A 24,062-nucleotide genomic window follows, 5' to 3' on the forward strand; every position below is an offset into this window, starting at 1 on the left:
CGGAGCCGGCTGTGCTGCTTCTTCTTCCGCCGATACGGTACGGGTCAGAGGAGCGGACATGGACCGGCGCGGAGCCGGCGCCTCGGAGCCGCTTTCGCTGGCATCGATGCCGGTTGCCACGACCGAGACGCGCATCTTGCCTTCCATCTCGGGATCCAGCGTCGAGCCGACGATGATGTTGGCCTCGGGGTCCACTTCCTCGCGGATGCGGTTGGCGGCCTCGTCCAGTTCGAACAGAGTCAGGTCATGGCTGCCGGTGATGTTGATCAATACGCCCTTGGCGCCCTTGAGGCTGATTTCGTCCAGCAGCGGGTTGGCGATGGCCTTTTCCGCGGCCTGGATGGCGCGATCTTCGCCCTCGGCCTCGCCGGTACCCATCATGGCCTTGCCCATCTCGTCCATCACCGCGCGGACGTCGGCGAAGTCGAGGTTGATCAGGCCCGGACGCACCATCAGGTCGGTTACGCCCTTGACGCCCTGGTACAGCACGTCATCGGCCATCGAGAAGGCCTCGGTGAACGTGGTCTTTTCGTTGGCCAGACGGAACAGGTTCTGGTTCGGGATGATGATCAGCGTGTCGACGACCTTCTGCAGCGCCTCGACACCGTCCTCGGCCTGACGCATGCGCTTGGCGCCTTCGAACTGGAACGGTTTGGTCACCACGCCCACGGTCAGCACACCCAGTTCACGCGCAGCCTGCGCGATGATCGGAGCGGCGCCGGTGCCGGTGCCCCCGCCCATGCCGGCGGTGATGAAGCACATATGCGCGCCGGCCAAGTGATCGACGATCTGTTCGATGCTTTCTTCGGCGGCGGCGGCGCCGACCGATGCGCGGGCGCCTGCGCCCAGCCCTTCGGTCACCTTGATGCCCAGCTGCACCCGCGCCGACGAGCGGCTTTGCTGCAGTGCCTGCGCGTCCGTGTTGGCTACCACGAAGTCAACGCCGTCGAGTTGTTTTTCAATCATGTTGTTGACGGCGTTTCCACCTGCACCGCCTACGCCAAATACCGTAATCCGAGGCTTGAGTTCGTCGTGCCCGGGCATCGAAAGATTCAATGTCATGCTCTGTCCGCCTGTATTTATGATCCCGCAAAGCGGTGCTTTTCTTGCCTATCCGCTTGTGATTCTACCTTTCCAAACGTCAAACGTCACGCCAAAAATCGCGTGAATCCACAAAATATGGAAGAAATAAGGCGGTTTTTCGCGGCATTTCGCCCGACTGCGCAAATCTAGCGGTTCAGGGCGGACAGACCACCACACACGCGAAAACCCCCAACCTGATTTGGCGGGTGCGATGCTGGACATCCTGTTCAAACTGCGGCTGACTGCTCGGGTCCTGCCGACGAGCCTCTGACGGGCCTTGTCGATATTCTGAGGGATAAATCCCTGCACCGCAACCGGAATTTTCAGCTGATGGGAACGGAAGGACAATCCAGGCCGTCGTCCGAAAACCCGCTGACTTCCTGGATTTCGCCATCCCCCAGCCGCGCGATCCTGACCAGCAACCGCCCATCATGCTCGAATGGCCACCAGCATACCGGGCCGGGCTCGGTGTCATAGAGGAAGCACAGCTTGCCGTCCGGCGTCGTGATCTGGCCATAGACGCAGCCCTCACCCTCTCGCCGCCAGACCGAGCGGGTTGGGCTGAGGAACTCCTCGGTGCCCACAAGCATACCGCTGGTCAATTCGTGGAACGTGACGGTTTTCCCGACCACCGCGTCCAGGAATGCTTCGGGCGAGATACGGGTCTGCGCGACAGCCGCAGCCGGAACCCAGGCTGCGCAAAACACCGCAGCCCGGAGCAGGAACCTACCAGTTGTCACGGAACCAGCGCACGGCACGCTTGAATGGCCGTGCTGCGTAGGTATCGACCGGGATTTCAAAGTCCCACCATTCATCCTGCGGATGCGCCGCAAACAGCGCAAGACCAACCGCCGACGAGAACCCCGGGCCTGTCGCAGATTGCGGCAACCCATGCACACGCAGCGGTCGGCCCAGACGCACCCGCTGACCTAGTATCCGGCTGGCCAGCCCATCCAGACCGGGGATCTGACTGGCTCCACCGGTCAAAACGATCTGTTGGCTTGGCATATGTTCGAACCCTGCAGCGTCCAGCCGAACGCGGACTTCCTCGAGGATTTCCTCGACTCGCGGGCGCATGATGCCGATCAGCTCGGCACGGCTGACGGTACGCCGGTCGTGTTCCCAATCCCCAGTGTCGCCGCCAATGTCGATCATGTCGCGGTCATCGGCTCCGGTGGCGTGAACCCCGCCATTGAAGGTCTTGATCCGCTCGGCGACCGAGGCGGACACACCAAGCCCCATAGAGATGTCACTGGTGACGTGATCCCCGCCCATGCGGACACTGTCGGCATAGATCATGTGCTTTTTGATGAAGATCGAAACGCCGGTGGACCCACCGCCCATGTCGATACAGGCCGCTCCAAGTTCCTGTTCGTCTTCTACCAGCGCAGAAATCCCCGACACATAGGCCGAGTTCGCGATGCCAGCCAATTCCAGGTCGCACCGCTTGACGCAACGAACGATGTTCTGAATCGCAACCGCATCGACCGTCAACATGTGCATGTCGACCGCAAGCGTCTGCCCCATCTGCCCCCGCGGGTCGATCAAGCCAGATCGGTTGTCCAGAGCGAAGTTCACAGGTTGTGCATGCAGCACCTCGCGCCCTGACCCATAGTCCGGGACATCGCACGCGTTCAGGACACGACCGATCTCGGCCTCGGTCACCAGCTGACCGTCCAGATCCACCTGCGCATCCAGCCCATAAGACCGAGGGTTTGCCCCCGAGAAACAGGCGATCACATGGTCTACCCGGATATCGGCCATCTTCTGAGCAGCCTGCAGCGCGGTGCGGATGGCGCGCTCGGTTTCCTGCATGGCCGTGATCTCACCAAAGCGCACCCCGCGCGATCGGGTCGTCGCCGCACCGATCACCCGGAACCCGGTCTGCCCGGCCATGGACCCGATCGAGTTGTCCTCGCTGAGCCGCGCCGACCCATCAAAACGCAGCACAAGACAGGCGATCTTGGAACTTCCGACATCCAGGATCGCAACGACACCGCGTTGCATGGCCTGTCTGCGCATCTGGCGCATTGCGCGTTGAGACTGATAGAGATCCGTCATCATCGTATTACTGCCCGTTACCCATAGTCACTTTTGTATTCCACCAGTCTGCGCTGGCGGCTTCTGTCATCCGAATGGTCGGCCGCGCCCCTATGCGCATATCGACCACGGCAACATCCCGTTCCAGAAGGTCCTGCACCTCGTTCACCGCCAGAACACGCTCGAGCGCGCGCACCGGACGTTCCGTCGGCAGCATGACCCGTTGGCCTCGGTCCAGAACCAGGTCCCAGCGCCGCTCGCCGACGCGGACCAGACCGCGCACCCGGCTGCCCAGGCTGCGCGCAGTGGCCAGAAGCTCCAGTGCCTCGGACACATGCTGATCTGCACCCTGACCGGCAATCAGCGGAAGATCGGAGCGCTCGGTCCGAGCCGCGATCTCGGCCACGTGGGTGCCCGTTTCGTCCAACAGCTGGATGCCGTCACGGGTGCGCCAGACGATCACGGGCTGACGTTCGACAACATCGACCTGCAGAATGCCGCCCGGACGGATCCGCACGGTTGCCGATTTGACCGGGTCCAAGCCGGTGATCGTGTCCCGGATCTGCTCGACATCCAGATCCCAGGAGCTGAGCGGGAAGTCCAAAGGCACGACTTCGCGGATGTCGTCAGCAAGGCCGGCCCCCGCCCCGTCGATCGCCATGAGCTTGACCATGAATTCAGGACGCTCCTGGAACGACGTGATCAAGTTGTCCACCTGCGCCCGAACCGCTTCTCGCCGCTCTTCGGCCGCGAAGTAGAGCCCAACCGTGGCCACGACCGCGCAGAGCGGCACTCCGATCTTGACCCCCAGCCGGATTCCCGGCGTCAGCATCCATCGCTGGAACCGATAACTAAACCGCGACGGTGCCGGGTCCGCACGGCCCTTGCCACGGCGGAAGAACCGACCACCGCGCAACCGCAATTTGGGCTCAGCACGGACGGCGTCGGCGTCCGCAGACTGAAACTCGGCATCAGGGCCGGACAGAGGCTTGGTGCGGTGGATCACCGGCGCACGAGTGGCGGTCAGCGGTCGCATGAGGCGTCCTCGACCATCCAGGCGCAGAGCTGACCGAAGGTCATGCCCAGATGCGCGGCTTGTTCAGGCACCAGCGAGGTGGGGGTCATACCCGGCTGGGTGTTGGTCTCCAGCAGGAACAGGCCCTCTTCGCCCCGGGCCTCGTCCCAGCGGTAATCGGTACGGCTGACGCCCCGGCAGCCCAAAACTTGATGGGCACGCAGGGCGTAATCCATGCACAGATCGAAGATCCGCGGCGGGATATCGGCGGGCAGCACGTGGCGTGATCCGCCGGGCTTGTATTTGGCGTCGTAGTCATACCAGCCGTCGGTCAGGATCTCGGTCACCGTCAGGGCGCGGTCGCCCATCACGGTCACCGTCAACTCGCGCCCGGCGACGTATTGCTCGACCATGACCTGTTCTGGCATGTCCTCCGACAGCTGCGGCGGGCCGTTCGAGCCTTCGAACACCAGATAGATCCCGACGCTCGAACCTTCGTTGTTGGGCTTGACCACATATGGCGCGGGCATGACGTGCCCCGCCATCACGTCCGATTTCGGGACGATCACGCTGTCGGCCACGGGCAGGCCGGCCGCGCGGAAAACCTCTTTGCTGCGCTGTTTGTCCATGGCCAGCGCCGAGGCAAGAACGCCGGAATGCGTGTAGGGCATTCGCAGCCACTCCAGCAGACCCTGCACGCAACCGTCCTCGCCCCAGCGGCCATGCAGGGCGTTGAAGACCACGTCGGGCTTGATGTCCTGCAAACGCGCACAAAGGTCGGGACCGGCGTCCAGCTCGACGACCTCGATCCCTTCTCCCACAAGGGCGGCTGCGCATTCGCGCCCGCTGCTGAGAGACACCTCGCGCTCCGCCGAGGGGCCACCCATCAATACCGCCACTTTGGGGTTTGTCCTGCTCGACCTACCCACGTTCGTGCGCCTCAATGTCCCCGGACCTTATCTGGTGGTCCGTATTTCGTTATGCCTTTGATCCGTCGCCTGAATTTGCCTGTTTTGGTCTGACGGTCGGGGCTTTAATCTGTCAGCGGATCACCGACCCGCATGATTTCCCACTCTAGCGTGATCCCGCTTGTTTCGTAAACCTTTTTTCGCACCTCTTCGCCCAGCCCTTCGAGGTCGGCGGCGGTGGCGTTTCCGGTGTTGATCAGGAAATTCGAGTGCTTGGGGCTCATCTGTGCGCCTCCGCGCCGGGCGCCGCGCATTCCGGCGTCGTCGATCACCTTCCAGGCCTTCAGGTCGTGCACATCATCGGCCCGCCCGGTCGAAGAAAACCCGGCCGGATTGCGGAAGGTCGACCCGGCGCTGCGGTCCTTGGTGGGCTGGGTCTCGTCTCGCTTTTTCAGCTGCGCCTCCATCCGGGCGTGCAGGTCGGCCGGGTCACCCGCCGGGCCCTGGAACGTGGCCGACACCAGCACCGCACCCTCGGGCAGGTCGGACTGGCGATAGCGGAAGTTCAGGTCGGCCGGCGTCAGCTCGACCAACTCGCCCTGCCGGGTGACGATCGTAGCCGATTTCAGAACATCCGCCGTGTAGTTGCCATAGCAGCCGGCGTTCATCCGCACGGCCCCACCGATGGAACCCGGAATCGTCCGCAGAAAGGTGAGGTCCACCCCCGCATCCGCCGCCTTGCGCGCCACATGCGCATCCAGCGCGGCTGCCCCCGCGGTGACGGTGGTGCCGTCGACCGCGATGCCGTTGAAGCCGCGCCCCAGCCGGATCACAACGGCCCGCAAGCCCCCGTCGCGCACGATCAGGTTCGAGCCGACGCCCATGGGAAACACCGGCACCTCGGCCGGAAGATGATGCAGGAAAGCCTGCAAATCCTCAAGGTCAGCCGGCTGAAACAGATAATCCGCCGGGCCGCCGACTCGCAGCCATGTGAGGTCGTTCAGTGGTCGGTTCGCCGTCAGGCGGCCTTGAGGCGTTGGCAAAGTGGTCATTGAGGCTAGATCGCGGATTCGGCGGGGCGTGGCAAGCCCGTTCCAAGCCGCAGGGTCAAATCCGCCGCCGCAGCCACCGCCCAAGGTAGATCACCGGCCATCGTAGCACTGACATGCCGGCGGCCAGAACGAACAGGCCGACCCACGGGCCGTTTTCGTAGGTGACATAACCCAAGATCGGAATGCCCACCGCGATCAGCGCATAGGCGCGGGTCCAGTGGTTGTCCTTGCTGGGGATCATGGCCAGCACATTGGCGGCGACGCCCCAAAGGGCGGCAAGTGCGATCGACCAGCTCATTGCTCCACCTCGCGGCCCGACCATTTGCGCCAATAATACCGGATAGGGTTGCGGAACATCGATACGAACCCGGCAAAGGCCAGCACTCCGATCAGCCAGCCATGCGCCACGCCCAGCCAGGCGATCAGAACCGGCGCGCAGATCAGCAGCACGATGCCCGGCGGGAATTGCAGGCGCATCGGCAGCAGTGCCACGACAGTGGCGCAGATCACCCAAAGGGCGGCAAAGATGACGGAATAATCCATGGTTCTCTCCGCAAATGAGTCACGTGCCAAGGCAGCGACACATCCGCAAGTTGTGCACCCAAATGCCTGCTAACGTCAAACGGCTTGTTTTTCCTTCAGCCGGTCAGGCAGCGCATTTGCCCAGGTACTGATGGTGCCGGCACCCAGGCAGACGACCATGTCGCCGGGCCGGGCCTGCTCGCGGACCAGACGCTCTAGGTCGCCTTCGTCCAGCAGCGCGCGCGCGTGGCGGTGGCCGTGGCGGATGAGGCCCTGCACCAGATCATCGCGGCTGGCGCCTTCGATCGGGTCTTCACCGGCCGAGAAGACCTCGGCAATGGCCACGACATCAGCGTCGTTGAAACAGGCGCAGAAATCGTCGAACAAGTTGGACAGGCGCGAATAGCGGTGCGGCTGATGCACCGCGATCACGCGGCCTTCGGTCGCCTGACGCGCAGCCTTGAGCACCGCCGCGATTTCCACCGGGTGGTGGCCGTAGTCGTCGATGATGGTGACGCCGTTCACCTCGCCCACCTTGGTAAAGCGGCGGTTGACGCCGCCGAAATTGGCCAGCGCGTCGCGGATTTCAGCGGTCTTCATGCCCAGATGACGTGCCACGGCCACGGCCGACAGCGCGTTCGAGACGTTGTGATCGCCCGGCATCGGCAGGGTGCAACCCTCGATCACGGTATCCTCGTATTGCAGGTGGATGTCGAAATGCGCAATGCCGCCTTTGTAGGTCAGGTTGACTGCACGCACGTCGGCCTGAGCGTTGAACCCATAGGTGCGCACGCGGCGGTCGGTGATGCGGCCCACCAACGCCTGAACCTCGGCATGGTCGGTGCAGCACACCGCCAGACCGTAGAACGGGATGTTCGAGACGAAATCATGAAAGCCCGCGCGCAGCCGGTCGAAATCGCCCCAATGCTCCATGTGCTCGGGGTCGATATTGGTCACGATCGCGATGGTCGCGGGCAGCCGGTTGAACGAGCCATCGGACTCGTCGGCCTCGACCACCATCCATTCGCCCTGCCCCATCCGGGCGTTCGAGCCGTAGGCATGGATCACGCCGCCGTTGATGACGGTCGGGTCGAAATCGCCCGCCACCATCAACTCGGCCATCATGGTGGTGGTGGTGGTCTTGCCGTGGGTGCCGGCGATGGCAATGTTGGATTTCAGCCGCATCAGCTCGGCCAGCATGTCGGCGCGGCGCACCACCGGCAGGCCCAGCGCACGCGCGCCGTCCAGTTCAGGGTTGCCCGGCTTGATCGCGGTCGAAACGACCACGACGGCCGCATTGTCGAGATTCTCAGCCCGCTGACCCACAAAGATCTCGGCCCCCAGCGACGCCAGACGGTCGGTGATCTTCGAGGCTTTCAGATCGGATCCCTGCACCTGGTACCCAAGGTTCAGCAGCACTTCGGCGATACCCGACATCCCGATGCCGCCGATGCCCACGAAATGGATCGGTCCGACATCCTGCGGCAGTTTGGTTGCTGGATTCATGGGGTCTCCTTCTGCGCCAGCTGTTCGACAAGGGCCACCAGACGCTCGGTCGCGTCGGGCGCCCCGACCGACAGGGCGGCGTGGGCCATTTTCTGTGCGGCTTCGGGGTTGGTCAGAACCAGTGCGATTTGCTCGGTCAGGGCGGGAACGTCAAGCGCATTTTCGGGGATCATGATTGCCCCGCCCGCCTGCACCAGCCCGCGCGCATTGGCGGTCTGGTGATCGCCCGCGGCGGCGGCGAAGGGGATCAGGATCGAGGGCCGCCCGATCACCGAGATGTCAGCCACGCTGGACGCGCCCGAGCGGCTGATCACCAATTGCGCCTCGGACATGCGACGGGGGACGTCGTGGAAAAACGGTTGGACCTCGGCCAGAATCCCGTGGTCGGCGTAGAAGGCGGTGACCCGCTCGGCATCCTCTTCGCGCGCCTGGTGCGAGACACGGATATACCGGCGCAGGCTCTCGGGCAGTGCGGCGATGGCGCCGGGCACCACGTCGCTGAGGATGCGGGCGCCTTGGCTGCCGCCCATCACGAGCACCGACATCGGGTAATCTCCGGGCGGGATGTAAGGCGCGGCGGCGCGTTCCAGTACGGCGGACCGCACCGGGTTGCCGGTGTGAATGCCATGGGCGCCCTCAGGCAGGTCGGTGGGCCAAACGCCGCAGGCCACATGCGAAACGCGCGTGGCGAACAACTGGTTCACGCGCCCCAGAACGCCGTTCTGTTCGTGGATCATGCGGGGCAGACGCAACATCACCGCAGCGCTCAGCGCCGGGATCGACGGATAGCCACCGAACCCCACCACCACATCCGGCTTGTCGCGCAGCAACTGGGCCGTCATCCCGGCAACTCCGGCTGCGATCCGGGGACCAGCCAGCGCCTTGGCCGCCAGCCCGCCGCGCGCGAAGGTGGCCGAGGAGACCTCGACGATCTCGGTGGAATGCGGAAAACCACCGGTATAACGCGCCCCGCGCGGGTCGGTGGACAGGCGCACGCGCCAACCCTTGTTCAGCATGGCCTCAGCCAGCGCCTGGGCGGGGAACATGTGGCCCCCGGTTCCACCAGCCGCAATCAGCAAATAGGGGTTCGTCATCAGCCTCGTCCGCGCAGAATGTCACCCAGCTCGCCTTGGGGCCGCGACCGCGTGAATGCCAGCAGCATCCCCAACGCAATACCACCCGCGATCAGCGACGAGCCGCCGTAGCTGACGAAAGGCAACGTCATGCCCTTGGCCGGCAGCAGGCGAACCGCGACGCCCATGTTGATCATCGCCTGAACACCGAACATGCAAGCCAGCCCAGTGCCTGCCAACCGGGTGAACATGTCACGCTCGCGCATCAGGCGCAGCAGGGACCGTACCACGATGATTGAATAAAGCGCGATGATGATCAGCACCAGGATCAGGCCGTATTCTTCGGCCGCGACGGCGATGATGAAATCGGTATGTGCATCGGGCAGCGACCATTTCACCTGCCCCTCGCCAACCCCAACGCCAAACAGCCCGCCTTCGCGGATTGCGTTGGTGGCATAGCCCAACTGGGTCGTCGGATCGACCTCTTGATTCAGGAAACCATCGATGCGCCGGGCGAAGTGTTCAGAATTGGCGTAGGCGAACATGCCACCCAAGACGACCGCTCCGGCCATTCCCAGCAGCAGGAACATCGGTGCACCCGCCACGAAATACATCACGCCCCAGCCGAACAGGATCAGACAGGCCTGACCGAAATCAGGCTGCATCACCAACATGCCAACGATCGACATACACAGCGCAAACGACCACAACCGCCCCGGCGGGCCATTGATCTCCTGCGCGGCGGCCAGCAGCCAAGCGGCCACGACAATGAAGCCCGGCTTCAGAAACTCGGACGGTTGCAGCGAGGCGAAGCCCAGCGAATACCAGCGCACCGCACCCTTGCCGAAATCGGTTCCGAAGACCGGCAGAAAGGCCAGCGCAACAAATGAGGCCAGAAAGCCCAGCACCGCCAACCGACGCACCAAGGTGGGTGACATCATCGAGGTCAGCATCATCGCGATCAGCGCCAACACACCGAAAAGGGCCTGACGCTCGACATAATGAAACGGATCGAACCCGTTGCGCTGCGCCAAAGGCGGCGACGAGGCCAGCCCCAACAGAAGCCCGATCGCAAAAAGGATCAGCACGCAGGACATCGTCCAGCGGTCAATCGTCCGCCACCATTTCGGAAGGATCGGTTCACCGCGCTGGTCCTGGACCGCGCCATACACCATCTCAGTCATGAGATACCGCCACTATCTGCCTCGTTACCGTCCCGTTTTCGGGATCTGTTCGAGAGTCTACAGGGAAAATGCCCCTCAGGCCAGCCTCTTCCTCTTGTCATTGGCGTCAATCCGCGCCAAGGGCGAGGGATGCGATTTGACACGATCATACTGGGCGCCGGAGCCGCCGGCATGATGTGCGCCGCCCATTGCGGCGGGCGTGTGCTGGTGATTGATCACGCCAAGGCGCCGGGGGAAAAGATCCGCATCTCGGGCGGGGGGCGGTGCAACTTCACCAACCTCTACGCCGGACCACAGAACTTCCTGTCGCAGAACCCGCATTTCTGCAAATCGGCCCTGGCGCGGTACACGCAATGGGATTTCATCGACCTTGTGGGCCGTCACGGCATCGCATGGCATGAAAAGACGCTGGGGCAGCTGTTCTGCGACGGCTCATCGAAGCAGATCATCGCCATGCTGCTGGCCGAGATGGACCGCGCGGGCGCAGAGCTGTGGTTGCACACGTCGCTGCGCGGTCTGCGCAAGACCGAAGCCGGCTTTGAACTGGTGGTCGAGCGCGAGGGTGCGCGATATGACCTGAGCTGTGCCAACGTGGTATTGGCCACCGGCGGAAAATCCATCCCCAAGATGGGTGCGACCGGGCTGGCCTATGACATCGCCGCGCAGTTCGGATTGCACGTCACCGAGACCCGTGCCGCACTGGTGCCGTTCACCTTCCCCGATGGGCGGTTCAAAGACTTGTCCGGTGTTTCCGTCCCCGCGCGATTGTCGAACGATCGTACGAGTTTCGACGAGGCGCTGCTGTTCACCCATCGCGGCCTGAGCGGTCCGGCGGTGCTGCAACTGTCCTCATACTGGCGCGAGGGCGAGGCGATCCGGGTCAACCTGATCCCCGAGCTGCCCCTGTTCGACCTGCTTCGCGAACGGCGGCAAAGCGCGGGCCGCAAGGCCCTGACAACCGAACTCGCGCGCCACCTGCCCGCCCGCCTGGTCGAGTTTCTGAGCGCCCAGATCCCGATGCACGGCAATCTGGCCGATCAGTCGGATGCGGCGCTGCAGGCACTGACCGATGCGCTGAGCGACTGGGCGCTGACCCCCTCGGGCACCGAAGGGTATCGCACCGCCGAGGTCACCTTGGGCGGCATCGATACGGACTGCCTGTCGTCCAAAACGATGGAGGCCAGGGATGTCCCCGGCCTCTATGCGATTGGTGAAGCGGTGGATGTCACCGGATGGCTGGGCGGATACAATTTCCAGTGGGCGTGGTCCTCGGGTCACGCCGCCGGAATTGCGATCGCCGGTCGCCTTTAGCCTACGACGTTGTAGCCGCGGCCGCGCATGCAGTTGCGGACGATGACTTCCTGCTTCTGGGTGTTTTGCAGAGCGCTGGCGCCTGCCCCCACCAGTGCGCCAGCTACGGCCGCACGGCCCAGATCGCTTGCGCTGTCGTCGATGATGGCTTTGGTGCCCGCAGCACCCGCCGCGCCAATGGCCGCCGCGCCAGCGGTATTGCTGTCGATCGTGCCCTGCTGCCGCGCCACGGCCTGACACTGCGCCAGGTCTGCGTTGTAGTTCGGGCTGACGGGCCCATCCACAATGGGCTGGTAGTTCGCGCCTGTGTTCGTGCAGGCCCCTGCCACCAGGATGGCCGGCAGGATCATTGAAAGCTTGCGGTTCAGCATGGTCTTAACCTCGTGTTGAATTCCTAGGGTAACAAAATCATTAATTCTGGTGCGTCAAGCTGATAGCACTTCAATTTGGCCCAACCGGCGGTTCATTGCAAATGCGCAGTTCAAAGCCGCTTTTGAACCTGCGCCACGAAATCGTCGCCGCGCTGTTCGAAATTGTCGTACTGGTCGAAACTGGCCGCCGCGGGCGCCAGCAGCACGGTTTCACCCGGCGCGGCGTCGCGCATGGCCTGTTCGACTGCCTCGGCCATTGTGGTGCAAACGCGGGCCTCAACCGACAACTGCATGGCGAAGCCGGCCGCCTCGCGCCCGATCACATAGGCGCACAGAACCTCGTCGGTCGCGTCGTTCAGCGCGGCGATACCCCCCTCTTTCTCAAGCCCGCCGCAGATCCAGCGGATTTTTTTGAACGCGCCCAGCGCCTTGGCCGCGCTGTCGACATTGGTGGCCTTGGAGTCATTCACGAATGTCACACCGTTTGCCTCAGCGATGATCTGGCTGCGGTGCGGCAAACCTGGATAGCTGTGCAGCGCGTCCTCGATCATTTTGGGCGCCAGCCCCAGCGCGCGGCAGGCGGCATAGGCCGAGCACGCGTTTTGGTGGTTGTGGGTTCCGGGCAGGCCCTTGATGCCGCGCAGGTCGATCGAAGCGGCCTGGCGCCCCTTGCGGTATTCCGAGAGGAACCCCTTGCGGGCAAAGACCTGCCAGCCCGGGCCGGCCAATTTGCGCGCCACCGAGACGCGGATCACCCGGTCGTCGCCCGGCCCTTCGGCCAGTTGACCGGCTAGAAACGCGCCTTCGATCTCGTCCACGCCGATCACGGCACGGTCGGGACCGCCTTCTGAGAACAGGCGGCGCTTGGCGGCGAAATAACCGCCCATGCCCCCATGCCGGTCCAGATGGTCTGGCGAGAGATTGGTGAACACCGCCACGTCGGGCGTCAGCGCACGCGCCAGCTCGGTCTGATAGCTGGAAAGCTCCAGCACCACCACTGATCCGTCGCCGCCGGGCTCGATATCCAGCACGCCGCGCCCGATATTGCCCGCCAGCTGCGCCTCGCGCCCCGATTGGGTCAGGATATGGTGGATCAGCGCCGCCGTGGTCGACTTCCCGTTCGAGCCGGTGACGGCGACCACACGCGGCGGCACATCGAACTTGTCCCATTCGGCACCGCCCAGCGAGCGGAAGAACAGACCAATGTCATTGTCGACCGGAACGCCGGCCTGCAGCGCGGCGGCAACAACCGGGTTGGGTTCGGGATAAAGATGGGGAATGCCGGGCGATACGATCAAGGTGGCGATCGCGTCAAAGGCGCCTTCCCGCCGCAGGTCCTGACACATGAACCCCTCGGCCTCGGCCTTTTCGCGCGCGGCGGGGTTGTCATCCCAGCACACCGGCTCGGCTCCGCCCGCCCGCAATGCGCGCGCCGTGGCCAGGCCCGACCGCCCCAGCCCCAGAACCGCAACCTTATGTCCTGAAAACCCTTTGACCGGGATCATGCCGCGCACCTTCTTCCATCTGCCAATGCGCCGCCACCCTGTACCGAAGAATTGACCCTTGGCAAGGGCGGCGTCAGGCTCGCGCCCTCGGCGCGAGCCGGGCCCAACGGGTACAGGCGGGCCGCAGGCCCACCGCGCCCGGCGGGAGCCTTACCGTACTTTCAGTGTCGCAAGGCCAATCATCGCCAGGATCAGCGAGATGATCCAGAACCGGATCACGATGGTTGGCTCGGCCCAGCCCTTCTTCTCATAGTGGTGATGGATCGGCGCCATCAGGAAGACCCGCCGGCCTGTGCGTTTGAAATACAGCACCTGGATGATCACGCTCAACGCCTCGACCACGAACAGGCCGCCGACGATGGCCAGAACCAGCTCGTGCTTGGTGGCAACGGCGATGGCGCCCAGTGCGCCGCCGAGGGCCAGCGAGCCGGTATCCCCCATAAACACCGCCGCTGGCGGAGCGTTGTACCACAGAAACCCAAGCCCACCGCCAAACAATGCGGCGGTGAAGATAAGGATCTCACCCGTGCCGGGGACATAGTGCACGTCCAGATATTCGGTAAAGTCGACGCGACCCACCGCATAGGCGATCACGCCCAAGGTCGAGGCTGCGATCATCGCGGGCATGATGGCCAGCCCGTCCAGCCCGTCGGTCAAGTTCACGGCATTCGCCGCCCCCACGATCACCACGATCGAGAACGGAATGTAGAAGATACCCAGATTGATCAGCGTGTCCTTGAAGATCGGCACGGCCAGCTGGTTCTGGAGCATTTCGGGGTGGTGCAGCGTCGCCCACAGCGCGGCCAGCGCGGCAATAATGATGCCCAAAGCCAGGCGCATTTTGCCTGAAACGCCCTTGGTATTCTGCTTCGACACCTTGGCATAGTCGTCCGCGAATCCGATGGCTGCGTAGGCCAGCGTGACGAACAGAACCATCCAGACATAGGGATTGTCCCACCGCGCCCAAATCAGCGTGGACGTCACCAGAGCACCGACAATCAGCAGCCCGCCCATCGTGGGCGTGCCGGCCTTGTTAAAGTGACCCTCGGGGCCGTCATCCCGAATTGGCTGACCCTTGCCTTGTTTCCGGCGCAGCACGTTGATCAACGGCTTGCCGAACAGGAAGCCAAAGATCAGGGCCGTCAGAAAGGCGCCGCCTGCGCGGAACGTGATGTAGCGGAAGAGGTTGAAGAAATCCCCTCCGTCCGACAGGCTGGTCAACCAATAGAGCATTACAAAACCTTTCTCACACCGCGGTCATGGGTGGTCATGCATCAAGCGCGCCCACTTGCCCCATTTTCCGGAAACCGTCAACAATCCGTGCCAGCGCCATGCTGAGGGAGCCTTTGGCCAACACGGCATCGCCCGCCCGAACCAGCTGCGGCAGCTCTAGAACCATTTCGGCGCTGGTCTCAAACCACAGCCCGCGCTTGTCCTCGGGCAAGGCCTCGTGCAGCGCCCGCATCAACGGACCGATGCAATGCACCTTGTCGATCCGTGCCATGGCCGGCACATCGGCCAGCCCTGCGTGCATGGCGCGCTCTTTTGGACCCAGCTCCTTCATGTCGCCCAGAAAGGCGATGCGCCTTTCGCCCTTCGCTGCCGCCAGCACATCCAGCGCCGCCGCCATCGAGGTCGGATTGGCGTTGTAACTGTCATCCAGCAGCTCGATCTGCCCGCCGTCCGGCAGGGCCAGCATCTCGCGCACGCCCCGCCCCGTGACCGGCGCCCATTTGGCGAGGCCGGTGATGGCCGCGTCCAGTTCGACACCCAGCGCGACGCAGGCAGCCAGCGCGCCTAGACCGTTCATGGCAAAATGCGTCCCCGCAGATTGCACGTCGAAAGCGAATGGCTGGCCCATGGCCTCGGCGGTCACGTGGATGTCCGTGGGCGACTGGGTCACGCCGGTCAGCCGATAATCCGATGCGGTGCGGCCGAAATCCACGATCACCGCGCCATGCCGGGCAGCGCAGGTGCGCAGGATGACGGTATGATCCAGGTCGGCGTTCACGATGGCGGTGCCGCCGGCCTCCAGCCCATCAAAGATAGCGGCCTTTTCGTGAGCGATGCCGGCAACCGACTCGAACGCCTCGAGGTGAACCGCGGCGACGGTGGTGACCAGCGCCACATGCGGGCGAGCCTGCCGCGCCAGGGGTGCAATTTCGCCAGGGTGGTTCATGCCGATCTCGATCACCGCATATTCGGTGTCGCGCGGCATCCGGGCCAGAGTCAACGGCACGCCCCAATGGTTGTTGTAGCTGGCAACGCTGGCATGGGTGCGGCCTTGATCCGACAGGATGGTCGCCAGCATCTCCTTGGTCGAGGTCTTGCCCACACTGCCCGTCACCCCAATCACGCGGGCCTTGCACCGGGCACGGGCCGCGCGACCCAACGCCTCGAGCGCGGTCTGTACGTCATCGACGATCAGCAGCGGCGCATCGGCGGCCACACCTTCGGGCACCCGCGTGACCAGCGCGGCAGCAGCCCCTTTGTCCAGCGCCTGCGCCACGAAATCATGCCCGTCGCGCGCCGCCTTCAACGCCACGAACAGGTCACCCGGTTGCAGCGTACGCGTATCGATGGACACGCCGCCCGCCTGCCAGTCGGTCGTGGCCCGTCCGCCCGTCGCGGCGGCGGCCTCGGATGCGGTCCAGAGTGTCATGCGACCCTCCCGTCCAGCGCGGCCACGGCGATGCTGGCCTGTTCCACATCATCGAAGGGCAGAACCTGGTCACCCACGATCTGCCCGGTCTCGTGCCCCTTGCCCGCGATCAGCAGCGCATCGCCCGGCTGCAATGCATCTATGCCGCGCAGGATGGCCTCGGCCCGGTCGGCAACCTCGGTCGCGTCGGGGGCCCCGGCCATCACCGCGGCGCGGATGGCGGCGGGGTCTTCCGAGCGCGGATTGTCGTCGGTGACAAAGACGATGTCGGCGTTCTCGGCCGCGGCGCGGCCCATCAGCGGGCGCTTGGTCGCGTCGCGGTCGCCGCCCGCGCCGACGATGGCGATCAACCGGCCCATCACATGCGGACGCAGCGCCTGCAAGGCGGTGGCCACGGCGTCGGGCGTGTGCGCGTAGTCGACAAATACCGCCGCCCCGTTGCTGCGGGTCGCCGCCAACTGCATCCGCCCCCGCACCGTGGTCAGATGCGGCAGGGTGTCGAAGACATGTTCAGCCTCGTCTCCGCTGGCGATGACCAATCCGCAGGCCAGCAGAACGTTTTCGGCCTGGAACCCGCCGATCAGGTTCAGCCGGGTCTGGAAGGTCTTGCCGCGCCAGGCAAAGCGCAGATCCTGCCCGGTGGCGTCAAACCGTTGGTTCAACAGGCAAAGATCGACATCCCCGCTGCCTACGGTCAAAACTGTCTGACCGCGCGCCTGCGCGATATCACGGATCGCGGCGCCTTTCGGGTCGTCCATGTTGATCACGGCCGTTCCGTCCTGCGGCAGAACCCGGTCGAACAGGCCGGCCTTGGCGGCGAAATAGGCCTCGAACGTCGCGTGATAGTCCAGGTGATCCTGGGTGAAATTCGAAAACCCCGCCGCCGTCAGGTGCACACCGTCCAGCCGGCGCTGTTCCAGCCCGTGCGACGAGGCCTCCATCGCTGCGTGGGTCACGCCGGCCTCGGCGGCCTCGGCCAGACAGCGATGCAGGGTGATGGGTTCGGGTGTCGTGTGGGCCAGCGGTGCCGTCCACGCGCCCTCGACCCCTGTCGTGCCGAGATTGACGGCCATGTGGCCCAGTTCGGTCCAGATCTGGCGCACGAAGGTCGAAATCGAGGTCTTGCCGTTGGTGCCGGTGACCGCCACCATGGTGCGCGGCTGCGCCCCGAACCACAATGCGGCGGTATAGGCCAGCGTCTGGCGCGGGTCCTGCACCACCACCAGGGCGGCGTCCGAGGCGGCCAGTTCATCGGCGGCGATCCGCTCGCCTTCGGCATCGGTCAGGATGGCGGCGGCCCCCATGCGCAAGGCGTATTGGATGAATTCGCCGCCATGCACGCGCGTCCCCGGCAGCGCCGCGAACAAAAAGCCGTCCTTGACCTGACGGCTGTCCACCGCCAGCCCGGTAATCTCCGGGTCGGCACCGCCGCGCGCGGTCAGGGCCAGCTGGCTGAGTTTCTTTGACCTTGCGCCCATGACCCACCTCTGTCGGACTGCCTAATTCGAGGTCAGCGTTATAGCAGCGCGATCCTCAGGCTCAAGCCGCGGACGCAAGCCCAGCAGCGGCGCGATGCGGCCGATCAACTCGGCCGCCACGGGTACCGCCGTCCAGCCTGCCGTGCGGCGCTTTTCGCCGTAGGCCAGGATCGACGGTTCGTCCAGCGCAACAATCAGAACATATTTCGGATCATAGGCCGGAAAGACCGAAGCGAAGGTGGCGATCACCTTGTCATCATAGTAGCCGCCGCGCGGCTTGGGCTTGTCGGCGGTGCCGGTTTTACCGGCCACGGCATAGCCCGGAACGTCACCAAAGCTGGCGGTTCCGTCCGTCACCACTTTGCGAAGCATCATCAGCGATTGTTTGGCCGCGTTTTCTGACATCACTCGCGGCCCGTATTGCGGCCCGTTGCGGCGCAAGATCGTGGGGCTGACATAATGCCCGCCATTGGCGATGGCCGCATAGCCCGCCGCCAGATGCATCGGGCTGGTCGACAGGCCGTGGCCGTAGGAAATGGTGACGGTGCTCAATTCGCCCCACTTCTTGGGCTTGAGCGGCACCCCGCCCTTGGCCTCGACGATCTCGAACGGGGTGGGGTCGAACATGCCCAGCGCGTCCAGGAACTGTTGCTGGCGCTCGGCGCCGATCTGCAGCGCCAACCGCCCCGTGCCGCGGTTCGAGCTGTGCACAATCACATCGGCCACGCTGATCTTGCCGTAATTCTTGCCGTTGAATTCGCCGATCGGGAAACGCCCGATCTTCATCGGGCCCGAGGTGTCGATGATCGTGTCTGCATTCACCAGCCCCAGATCGACCGCTTGCGCGGCAGTGAAGATCTTGAAGATCGACCCCAATTCGTACACGCCCTGCACATAGCGGTTGAACAGAGGGCTGTCCGAGGGGTCAAAGCCCGAGGTCGGCGGGCGCGGACGGTCGTTCGGGTCGAACGAGGGCAACGAGGCGGCAGCAATCACTTCGCCGGTATGGGCGTTCATCAACACCGCCGAGGCGCCCTTGGCGTTCATGATCTTCATGCCGCCGTCCAGCACCTGTTCCACCGCCGCCTGAACGGTCAGGTCAAGCGACAGCTGCAGCGGCTTGGTTCCGTTGGCCGGGTCGCGTAGATAGTCATCGAACTGTTTTTCCACCCCGGCCACACCGATCACCTCGGCAGCCGAGACGCCTTCGCGCCCAAAGCCTGAACCGCCAAGGATATGCGCGGCCAGCCGGCCGTTGGGATAGAGCCGCATTTCGCGCGGGCCGAACAGGATGCCCGGATCGCCGATGTCATGCACCGCCTGCTTTTGTTCCGGTGAAATACGTTTTTTGATCCAGAGGAATTTACGCTTGCCGGTGAAGTCCTTGACCAACCGCTCTTTGTCCAGATCCGGGAAGATAGCCACCAGCTTTTCCGCGGCCGCGATCGGGTCGATCATCAGCGGGGGCTGGGCATAAACGGAGTAGGTATCAAGGTTGGTCGCAAGGATTCGGCCTTCGCGGTCCACGATATTCGCCCGCTGCATGGCAATCGACGCGCCCGGGGCGCTCGCTAGCGGCTCTTGCGCCTCCGAAGTAGCCAATGCGCCCATCCGGAACCCGACAATGGCAAATGCCGCAAAGAAAAACGCGCTGAGCACCAGCAACCGCCCCTCGGCGCGGGCGCGGGCGCGGTCCTTCATCTCTTCGTGGCGGCGGCGGATGTTCTCGCGTTCGATCACCTTGGGGTTTTCCCCGCGGGCGCGGGCCTCGAGGATGCGGGCAAGCGGGCGGAGCGGTGTGCGCGTCATGGGATCTGCACCTCGCCCAGGGCCTGGGTGTCGGTGATCGCCTGCAATTCGATCGGGTCGGCGATGGGCAGGTCGGGATCCTCGGCATAGGCGATCTGGTCGGCACGTCCGAACTGCTCGGCGCGCAGCGGCAGCAGGGCAAGACGCTCGAAATTCAGGTCGGCCAGTTCACGCAGTCGGTCCGGGCGGTTCAGATAGGCCCATTCGGCCTGCAATACAGCCAGCCGGGCCTGCGCCGCGCCGATCTGGTGCTGCAGGGATTGGGTTTCCTTCAGTACCTGCTGGGTGCGGTAGTTTTCCTGATAGGCCCACAAGGCCAGGCCGAAAACACCCAAGGCGGTCAATACAAACAGAATACTCTTCATCTTGCCTTTCCCCCGATCATGGGCATACCGATGGCGCGGGCATCAATTTCCCCCGCCGGAGCATCGGTACGAACAGCAACCCGCAACTTGGCCGAGCGCGCGCGTGGGTTGTCCTGCAACTCCTGCGGGTCGGGGCCGATGGCCTTGCGGGTCTTCAATGTGAATTGCGGCTGATCCTGCTGGATCTCGGGCGCATAGCGGTTGGCACGGCCGGTCTTGCCCGCGCGCGACTGGAAAAAGCGTTTGACCATCCGGTCCTCGACCGAGTGGAAGGTGACCACGGCCAGTTGCCCGCCCGGCTTCAACGCGCGCTCGGCGGCCATTAGGCCCTGGAACAGCTCCTCGTATTCGGCATTCACCGCAATGCGCAACGCCTGGAACGACCGAGTGGCCGGATGGGATTGTCCGGGCTTGGCGCGCGGCAGGCAGGATTCGACGATCTCGGCCAGACGCAGGGTGGTGGTGATGGGCGACTCGGTGCGGGCCTTGACGATGGCGCGCGCGATGCGGCGGCTGGCCCGCTCCTCACCGTAGTGGAACAGGATGTCGGCCAATTGCTCCTCGGTCGCGGTGTTGACCAGATCAGCTGCGCTTTCGCCCTCCTGGCTCATGCGCATGTCCAGCGGGCCGTCTTTCATGAAGGAAAAGCCACGCTCGGCCTGGTCCAGCTGCATAGACGAGACACCAAGGTCCAGCACCACGCCGTCGAGGTCGCTGGCGTATTCATCCATGCGCGAGAAAACACCCGGCTGCATCACCAGCCGGTCGCCATATTCGGCTGCCCAATCCGCCGCCATTTCAAAGGCCAATGGATCGCGATCGACGCCGATTACTTTGTCGGCGCCAGCCTCAAGCAAACCCCGGGTATAGCCGCCCGCACCAAAGGTACCATCCAGCCAGGTGCCGGAAACCGGCTGGACCGCGTCCAGCAAAGGGCGCAGCAGAACGGGAATATGGGGTTTGTCAGATGAAGTGTGATCCGCGCCGGCCATGCCGTCACGCACCTTCGATGCCGTCAAGGAACTGCATCGGATCGAAATCCTCGGGCAGTTCGTCCAACCAGTCTTCGGTGGCGGCCAGTTCCTCGGCCTCGTATGTCTCGGGCTTCCAGATCTGGAACGTGTCGCCCGCGGCGATAAAAAACGCCTCGCCTTCCAACCCGATCTTGTTGCGCAGCTTGGCCGGCAACACCAGGCGACCTGTTTCATCGACATTGGTCGGGAAAGACTGCCCGTGGAACAGGCGCTGCAACATCTTGCGCTGCATCGAGCCGCGCGGCAGCGCGTCGATCTTGGCGTCGACCTCGTCGATCGCCTCCATAGTATAGCATTCAAGGTATTTGCGACGGTGGTCACCGTAAACAATCACCAGTTCAGGATTGTCACCGGGCTGCCAGTTGGGGTCCGAGGCCTCGAGCACACGGCGAAACGAGGCCGGGATCGACACCCTGCCCTTCGCGTCCACCTTGTGGTGGCTTTCACCTCTAAACCTGCGCGCCAAGACGACTGTCCCTTTCGCTTGCGCCCCACCTACGTCTTCCCCCGGATGAAAAACGGCGGGTTGATCTGCTGCCACTGATCAACCCGCCGCATTGACCCGCTGTGCGGGATGTCCAGCTGCGCGCGCCACCTGGGGGGATGTCTGCTCGCCCGCGCGCCGGATCTCTTGAGTGATGAAAGCGAGATGCCTGTATGAAACCTGTTTATTTTTGGTTCGGGGTCGTTTGGCGCCCCATGTGCCTCGTCCTCATCGGATGAATAAGGGATGCCATGGGAATTCATGGAAATCAATGAGTTTTTTTTCCAAGAAGGTTAGATTCGGAAAACTACAGCAGTGGAAATTCATACGCAAATACGAAAAATGACCACAGGTAGACAACTAGTAATATCCAAACACAATATATAGACATATTTTGCGCGGGAAAAATTTTCCCACGATTTCCCACATCTTATGCTCAACAACCCCGATTCCACCCAACACCCCTCGCTTATTCGACCAAATGGCGCCGAATCACCCTGCGATCCAGGCCGAATCCAAGAGAGACCGCCCCGAATTTCCCACCAATTCCCGCCAGTCCCACAAAGTCCCATGACCCCGCCCAAATCGGGAGTTGGGCCAGACGCACAAAAATCGCGCAGTCCTGAACCGCACAAATTCCGCGTTTACGCGCGCAAATTTTCATCAAATGATGGGCGGCAGCCAGGCCGGAACAATGCCCCGCAGTTCGCGCTAACGAAAATTTCCATATTTTAAAGGCATATTTACGGGTGTCGGGATTCCGGCAGTCAATCTATGCACTTGCTGCATAGCAGCATTGATCCTGTCCGGTATTGTGCAATCGCAGCATTTGCCTATCTTCAGTCTCAAGCAAGCGCCGGAACATAGCGGCGGCAACGACAGATGATTGGGTAACGAACATGGCAGTCGCAAGCACCAACAGCGCACACAAAAGCGCATCGACATTTGGTTTCGCCTCTCTGATCGAAACCATGAAGACCCGTATCGCACGCTATCGCGTGTACCGCCAGACGGTGAACGAACTGTCAGAACTGTCGGACCGCGAACTGGCCGATCTGGGCCTGCACCGTTCGATGATCCGTCGCCTGGCCATGCAGGCCGCCGAAGAACAATTTGCGCGCTAAGCGCCACGAAACACCGAGATCAGGTCCACTCCTCCTCCCATAGGACCTGTATTTCAGCGGCAGCATCTCTCCTCCTCCCTGATGCTGCCGCACCCTATACCGGCCTCAACCTGCCGGATGCTGATACATCGGGGCTCTCCTCCTCCCTGCTCTGATGTTGAAAGCGCGCGGTGGCATCTTCCTCCTCCCTGATGCCACCGCGCCCTTCGAATACCGGGCCAGACCCGGAAACGCATACATCGGGTTCTCCTCCTCCCTTCCCGATGTGAAAAGAGCGCGGTGGCACCCTTCCTCCTCCCTGGTGTCACCGCGCGCTTCAGATACCGGGGAAAACCCGGGTTCGGATACATCGGGGCTCTCCTCCTCCCTGCTCTGATGTTGACAAGAACGGCGGTTCCCTCCTCCTCCCTGGGAACCGCCGTTTTTTTTCATTCGGCATGAAAAAGGCGCCACGGGCAGGACCGGGCGCCAAACAAAAAAGTCGAGCATGTGCCGGGAGGCACATTCCGCTGGATCAGAACGGCACGTCGTCTTTTGCGGATAGATACTGCGCGACGACCTTCTTGGTTCCGGCCTTGTCGAACTCGACCTCGACCTTGTCCCCCTCGATCCCGACCACGCCGCCATAGCCGAACTTCTGGTGGAACACCCGCTCGCCCAGGGTAAAGCTGGCCACGGCGGTCGCGTCGATCACGGTGTTGCGGGATTCACGCGGCTGCGACATGCCGTATTGCCCCTGCCGCGCCTGCATCCGTTTCCAGCCCGGCGAGTTGTAGACATTGGCCTGCGCCGCGCGGGTCTCAATACCTGCCGACATCTGGCCGCCGCCGTAGAGACCCGGAGGCGTCAGAACCTCGACATGATCCTCGGGCAATTCGTCGATGAAACGCGAAGGCATCGCGTTCTGCCATTGCCCGAACACGCGCCGGTTGGCGGCGAAGGAAATGGTGCAGACCTCTTCGGCGCGGGTGATGCCCACATAGGCCAGACGACGTTCCTCCTCGAGCCCCTTGAGGCCGGTTTCGTCCATAGACCGTTGCGACGGGAACAGACCGTCCTCCCATCCCGGCAGGAACACGGCGGGAAACTCCAGCCCCTTGGCCGCGTGCAGGGTCATGATCGATACCTTGGGCCCGCCGCTGTCCTGTTCGTTGTCCATCACCAGGCTGACATGCTCCAGGAACCCTTGCAGGTTCTCGAAATTGTCCAGCTGGTTGACCAGTTCCTTCAGGTTTTCCAGCCGACCCGGCGCCTCGGGCGTCTTGTCGTTCTGCCAGTGGGCGGTATAGCCGGATTCGTCCAGCACGATCTGCGCCAGTTCGATATGCGACACCTCGGGCGGGCCATAGCGCACGGGCGCGGTTCCGTCGTCGATGACCGCATCATCCTCGATCTCGATCCGGGGGCCGCGGGTCATCGCGTTCCAGCGCGCCAGCCCTTCTACCAGTTCACGCAGAGCCGCGCCGCCCTTGCCCTTGATCAGCCCTTGCTCCACAGCGATCCGCGCGCCCTTAACCAGCGACACGCCATGTTCGC

23 protein-coding genes are annotated in these 24,062 nt (G+C 63.5%); 2 read left to right on the forward strand and 21 right to left on the reverse strand.

All coding sequences use genetic code 11. The features are described from left to right. The 11 genes from ftsZ to ftsW all read right to left on the reverse strand — a co-directional run. Positions 1-1,062 (reverse strand): cell division protein FtsZ (gene ftsZ / locus AC2FM5_RS13725; protein WP_496736232.1); only part of this gene is annotated, 1,062 nt, incomplete at its 3' end. Positions 1,063-1,406: 344 nt separating this feature from the next. After that, a complete protein-coding gene (locus AC2FM5_RS13730; RefSeq protein ID WP_260065228.1) occupies positions 1,407-1,790 on the reverse strand; it encodes a hypothetical protein in 384 nt (127 codons plus the stop codon). Between the two features lie 19 nt (positions 1,791-1,809). Then, the gene (gene ftsA, locus AC2FM5_RS13735; protein ID WP_170340546.1) at positions 1,810-3,144 is read right to left on the reverse strand and encodes a cell division protein FtsA; all 1,335 of its coding nucleotides are present in this window, start codon (positions 3,142-3,144) and stop codon (positions 1,810-1,812) included. Positions 3,145-3,151: 7 nt separating this feature from the next. Then, positions 3,152-4,159 (reverse strand): cell division protein FtsQ/DivIB, encoded by a 1,008-nt coding sequence (locus AC2FM5_RS13740; protein WP_496736234.1) that lies wholly within the window; start codon positions 4,157-4,159, stop codon positions 3,152-3,154. Then, positions 4,147-5,067, reverse strand: coding sequence for a D-alanine--D-alanine ligase (locus AC2FM5_RS13745; RefSeq protein ID WP_170420398.1), 921 nt, complete (start codon positions 5,065-5,067; stop codon positions 4,147-4,149). The genes AC2FM5_RS13740 and AC2FM5_RS13745 overlap by 13 nt, the downstream gene beginning before the upstream one ends. A 104-nt stretch (positions 5,068-5,171) precedes the next feature. Beyond that, positions 5,172-6,098: a UDP-N-acetylmuramate dehydrogenase gene (murB, locus tag AC2FM5_RS13750; RefSeq protein WP_496736236.1), complete on the reverse strand. Its 927-nt coding sequence runs from the start codon at positions 6,096-6,098 to the stop codon at positions 5,172-5,174. 55 nt (positions 6,099-6,153) lie between these two features. Continuing rightward, positions 6,154-6,396: a DUF2484 family protein gene (locus tag AC2FM5_RS13755; protein WP_170357288.1), complete on the reverse strand. Its 243-nt coding sequence runs from the start codon at positions 6,394-6,396 to the stop codon at positions 6,154-6,156. Beyond that, positions 6,393-6,641: a DUF2484 family protein gene (locus AC2FM5_RS13760; protein WP_170581479.1), complete on the reverse strand. Its 249-nt coding sequence runs from the start codon at positions 6,639-6,641 to the stop codon at positions 6,393-6,395. Before AC2FM5_RS13760 ends, AC2FM5_RS13755 begins: the two co-directional genes overlap by 4 nt. 75 nt (positions 6,642-6,716) lie before the next feature. Next, a complete protein-coding gene (gene murC, locus AC2FM5_RS13765; RefSeq protein ID WP_480632762.1) occupies positions 6,717-8,126 on the reverse strand; it encodes a UDP-N-acetylmuramate--L-alanine ligase in 1,410 nt (469 codons plus the stop codon). Continuing rightward, complete coding sequence (locus tag AC2FM5_RS13770; RefSeq protein ID WP_496736239.1) at positions 8,123-9,220, reverse strand: UDP-N-acetylglucosamine--N-acetylmuramyl-(pentapeptide) pyrophosphoryl-undecaprenol N-acetylglucosamine transferase; 1,098 nt, start codon at positions 9,218-9,220, stop codon at positions 8,123-8,125. The genes murC and AC2FM5_RS13770 overlap by 4 nt, the downstream gene beginning before the upstream one ends. Further along, positions 9,220-10,383 carry a putative lipid II flippase FtsW gene (gene ftsW, locus AC2FM5_RS13775; protein ID WP_170357284.1) on the reverse strand — a complete coding sequence of 388 codons (1,164 nt, stop codon included), beginning with the start codon at positions 10,381-10,383 and terminating at the stop codon, positions 9,220-9,222. Before ftsW ends, AC2FM5_RS13770 begins: the two co-directional genes overlap by 1 nt. A 129-nt stretch (positions 10,384-10,512) precedes the next feature. Between ftsW and AC2FM5_RS13780 the strand changes: the two genes are divergently transcribed. Next, positions 10,513-11,694, forward strand: coding sequence for a BaiN/RdsA family NAD(P)/FAD-dependent oxidoreductase (locus AC2FM5_RS13780; protein ID WP_496736241.1), 1,182 nt, complete (start codon positions 10,513-10,515; stop codon positions 11,692-11,694). Here AC2FM5_RS13780 and AC2FM5_RS13785 read toward each other — a convergent pair. From AC2FM5_RS13785 to mraZ, 9 genes are all read right to left on the reverse strand, one after another. Beyond that, positions 11,691-12,065: a glycine zipper family protein gene (locus tag AC2FM5_RS13785; RefSeq protein ID WP_093964839.1), complete on the reverse strand. Its 375-nt coding sequence runs from the start codon at positions 12,063-12,065 to the stop codon at positions 11,691-11,693. The genes AC2FM5_RS13780 and AC2FM5_RS13785 overlap by 4 nt on opposite strands. Positions 12,066-12,175: 110 nt before the next feature. Next, entirely contained in the window at positions 12,176-13,570 is a 1,395-nt protein-coding gene (gene murD, locus AC2FM5_RS13790; RefSeq protein ID WP_170434641.1) for a UDP-N-acetylmuramoyl-L-alanine--D-glutamate ligase, read from the reverse strand. A gap of 150 nt (positions 13,571-13,720) precedes the next feature. Further along, on the reverse strand, positions 13,721-14,803 hold the full coding sequence (gene mraY / locus AC2FM5_RS13795) for a phospho-N-acetylmuramoyl-pentapeptide-transferase (protein WP_170357281.1): 1,083 nt from the start codon (positions 14,801-14,803) through the stop codon (positions 13,721-13,723). A gap of 34 nt (positions 14,804-14,837) precedes the next feature. After that, the gene (locus AC2FM5_RS13800; protein WP_496736244.1) at positions 14,838-16,232 is read right to left on the reverse strand and encodes a UDP-N-acetylmuramoyl-tripeptide--D-alanyl-D-alanine ligase; all 1,395 of its coding nucleotides are present in this window, start codon (positions 16,230-16,232) and stop codon (positions 14,838-14,840) included. Then, positions 16,229-17,710: a UDP-N-acetylmuramoyl-L-alanyl-D-glutamate--2,6-diaminopimelate ligase gene (locus AC2FM5_RS13805; RefSeq protein ID WP_170440768.1), complete on the reverse strand. Its 1,482-nt coding sequence runs from the start codon at positions 17,708-17,710 to the stop codon at positions 16,229-16,231. The genes AC2FM5_RS13800 and AC2FM5_RS13805 overlap by 4 nt, the downstream gene beginning before the upstream one ends. A gap of 21 nt (positions 17,711-17,731) precedes the next feature. Next, positions 17,732-19,519 carry a peptidoglycan D,D-transpeptidase FtsI family protein gene (locus tag AC2FM5_RS13810; RefSeq protein WP_170357278.1) on the reverse strand — a complete coding sequence of 596 codons (1,788 nt, stop codon included), beginning with the start codon at positions 19,517-19,519 and terminating at the stop codon, positions 17,732-17,734. Continuing rightward, positions 19,516-19,884: a cell division protein FtsL gene (ftsL, locus tag AC2FM5_RS13815; RefSeq protein ID WP_170391006.1), complete on the reverse strand. Its 369-nt coding sequence runs from the start codon at positions 19,882-19,884 to the stop codon at positions 19,516-19,518. The genes AC2FM5_RS13810 and ftsL overlap by 4 nt, the downstream gene beginning before the upstream one ends. Beyond that, positions 19,881-20,876 (reverse strand): 16S rRNA (cytosine(1402)-N(4))-methyltransferase RsmH, encoded by a 996-nt coding sequence (gene rsmH, locus AC2FM5_RS13820; RefSeq protein ID WP_170451258.1) that lies wholly within the window; start codon positions 20,874-20,876, stop codon positions 19,881-19,883. Before rsmH ends, ftsL begins: the two co-directional genes overlap by 4 nt. Positions 20,877-20,880: 4 nt before the next feature. Next, positions 20,881-21,348, reverse strand: a complete 468-nt coding sequence (mraZ, locus tag AC2FM5_RS13825) for a division/cell wall cluster transcriptional repressor MraZ (RefSeq protein ID WP_254920219.1) — start codon at positions 21,346-21,348, stop codon at positions 20,881-20,883. Positions 21,349-22,301: 953 nt separating this feature from the next. On the opposite strand from mraZ, the gene AC2FM5_RS13830 reads away from it, so the two are divergent. Beyond that, positions 22,302-22,526: a DUF1127 domain-containing protein gene (locus tag AC2FM5_RS13830; protein WP_093964832.1), complete on the forward strand. Its 225-nt coding sequence runs from the start codon at positions 22,302-22,304 to the stop codon at positions 22,524-22,526. A 514-nt stretch (positions 22,527-23,040) separates the two neighbouring features. Here AC2FM5_RS13830 and AC2FM5_RS13835 read toward each other — a convergent pair. Continuing rightward, a partial coding sequence (locus AC2FM5_RS13835) for a 3'-5' exonuclease (RefSeq protein ID WP_496736248.1) occupies positions 23,041-24,062 on the reverse strand: 1,022 nt, incomplete at its 5' end.

The sequence above is a fragment of the Ruegeria sp. BHSA162 genome (assembly GCF_059613385.1).

What these genes read in the sequence shown, in the direction of transcription:
- AC2FM5_RS13805 (WP_170440768.1), bottom strand. Translation starts at nt 17,710, where the DNA reads ATGGGCGCAAGGTCAAAGAAACTCAGCCAGCTGGCCCTGACCGCGCGC.
- murC (WP_480632762.1), bottom strand. Translation starts at nt 8,126, where the DNA reads ATGAATCCAGCAACCAAACTGCCGCAGGATGTCGGACCGATCCATTTC.
- AC2FM5_RS13780 (WP_496736241.1), top strand. Translation starts at nt 10,513, where the DNA reads ATGCGATTTGACACGATCATACTGGGCGCCGGAGCCGCCGGCATGATG.
- ftsA (WP_170340546.1), bottom strand. Translation starts at nt 3,144, where the DNA reads ATGACGGATCTCTATCAGTCTCAACGCGCAATGCGCCAGATGCGCAGA.
- ftsW (WP_170357284.1), bottom strand. Translation starts at nt 10,383, where the DNA reads ATGACTGAGATGGTGTATGGCGCGGTCCAGGACCAGCGCGGTGAACCG.
- mraY (WP_170357281.1), bottom strand. Translation starts at nt 14,803, where the DNA reads ATGCTCTATTGGTTGACCAGCCTGTCGGACGGAGGGGATTTCTTCAAC.
- murB (WP_496736236.1), bottom strand. Translation starts at nt 6,098, where the DNA reads ATGACCACTTTGCCAACGCCTCAAGGCCGCCTGACGGCGAACCGACCA.
- AC2FM5_RS13760 (WP_170581479.1), bottom strand. Translation starts at nt 6,641, where the DNA reads ATGGATTATTCCGTCATCTTTGCCGCCCTTTGGGTGATCTGCGCCACT.
- AC2FM5_RS13800 (WP_496736244.1), bottom strand. Translation starts at nt 16,232, where the DNA reads ATGACACTCTGGACCGCATCCGAGGCCGCCGCCGCGACGGGCGGACGG.
- AC2FM5_RS13810 (WP_170357278.1), bottom strand. Translation starts at nt 19,519, where the DNA reads ATGACGCGCACACCGCTCCGCCCGCTTGCCCGCATCCTCGAGGCCCGC.
- AC2FM5_RS13785 (WP_093964839.1), bottom strand. Translation starts at nt 12,065, where the DNA reads ATGCTGAACCGCAAGCTTTCAATGATCCTGCCGGCCATCCTGGTGGCA.
- ftsL (WP_170391006.1), bottom strand. Translation starts at nt 19,884, where the DNA reads ATGAAGAGTATTCTGTTTGTATTGACCGCCTTGGGTGTTTTCGGCCTG.
- AC2FM5_RS13740 (WP_496736234.1), bottom strand. Translation starts at nt 4,159, where the DNA reads ATGCGACCGCTGACCGCCACTCGTGCGCCGGTGATCCACCGCACCAAG.
- AC2FM5_RS13830 (WP_093964832.1), top strand. Translation starts at nt 22,302, where the DNA reads ATGGCAGTCGCAAGCACCAACAGCGCACACAAAAGCGCATCGACATTT.
- rsmH (WP_170451258.1), bottom strand. Translation starts at nt 20,876, where the DNA reads ATGGCCGGCGCGGATCACACTTCATCTGACAAACCCCATATTCCCGTT.
- murD (WP_170434641.1), bottom strand. Translation starts at nt 13,570, where the DNA reads ATGATCCCGGTCAAAGGGTTTTCAGGACATAAGGTTGCGGTTCTGGGG.
- AC2FM5_RS13755 (WP_170357288.1), bottom strand. Translation starts at nt 6,396, where the DNA reads ATGAGCTGGTCGATCGCACTTGCCGCCCTTTGGGGCGTCGCCGCCAAT.
- AC2FM5_RS13770 (WP_496736239.1), bottom strand. Translation starts at nt 9,220, where the DNA reads ATGACGAACCCCTATTTGCTGATTGCGGCTGGTGGAACCGGGGGCCAC.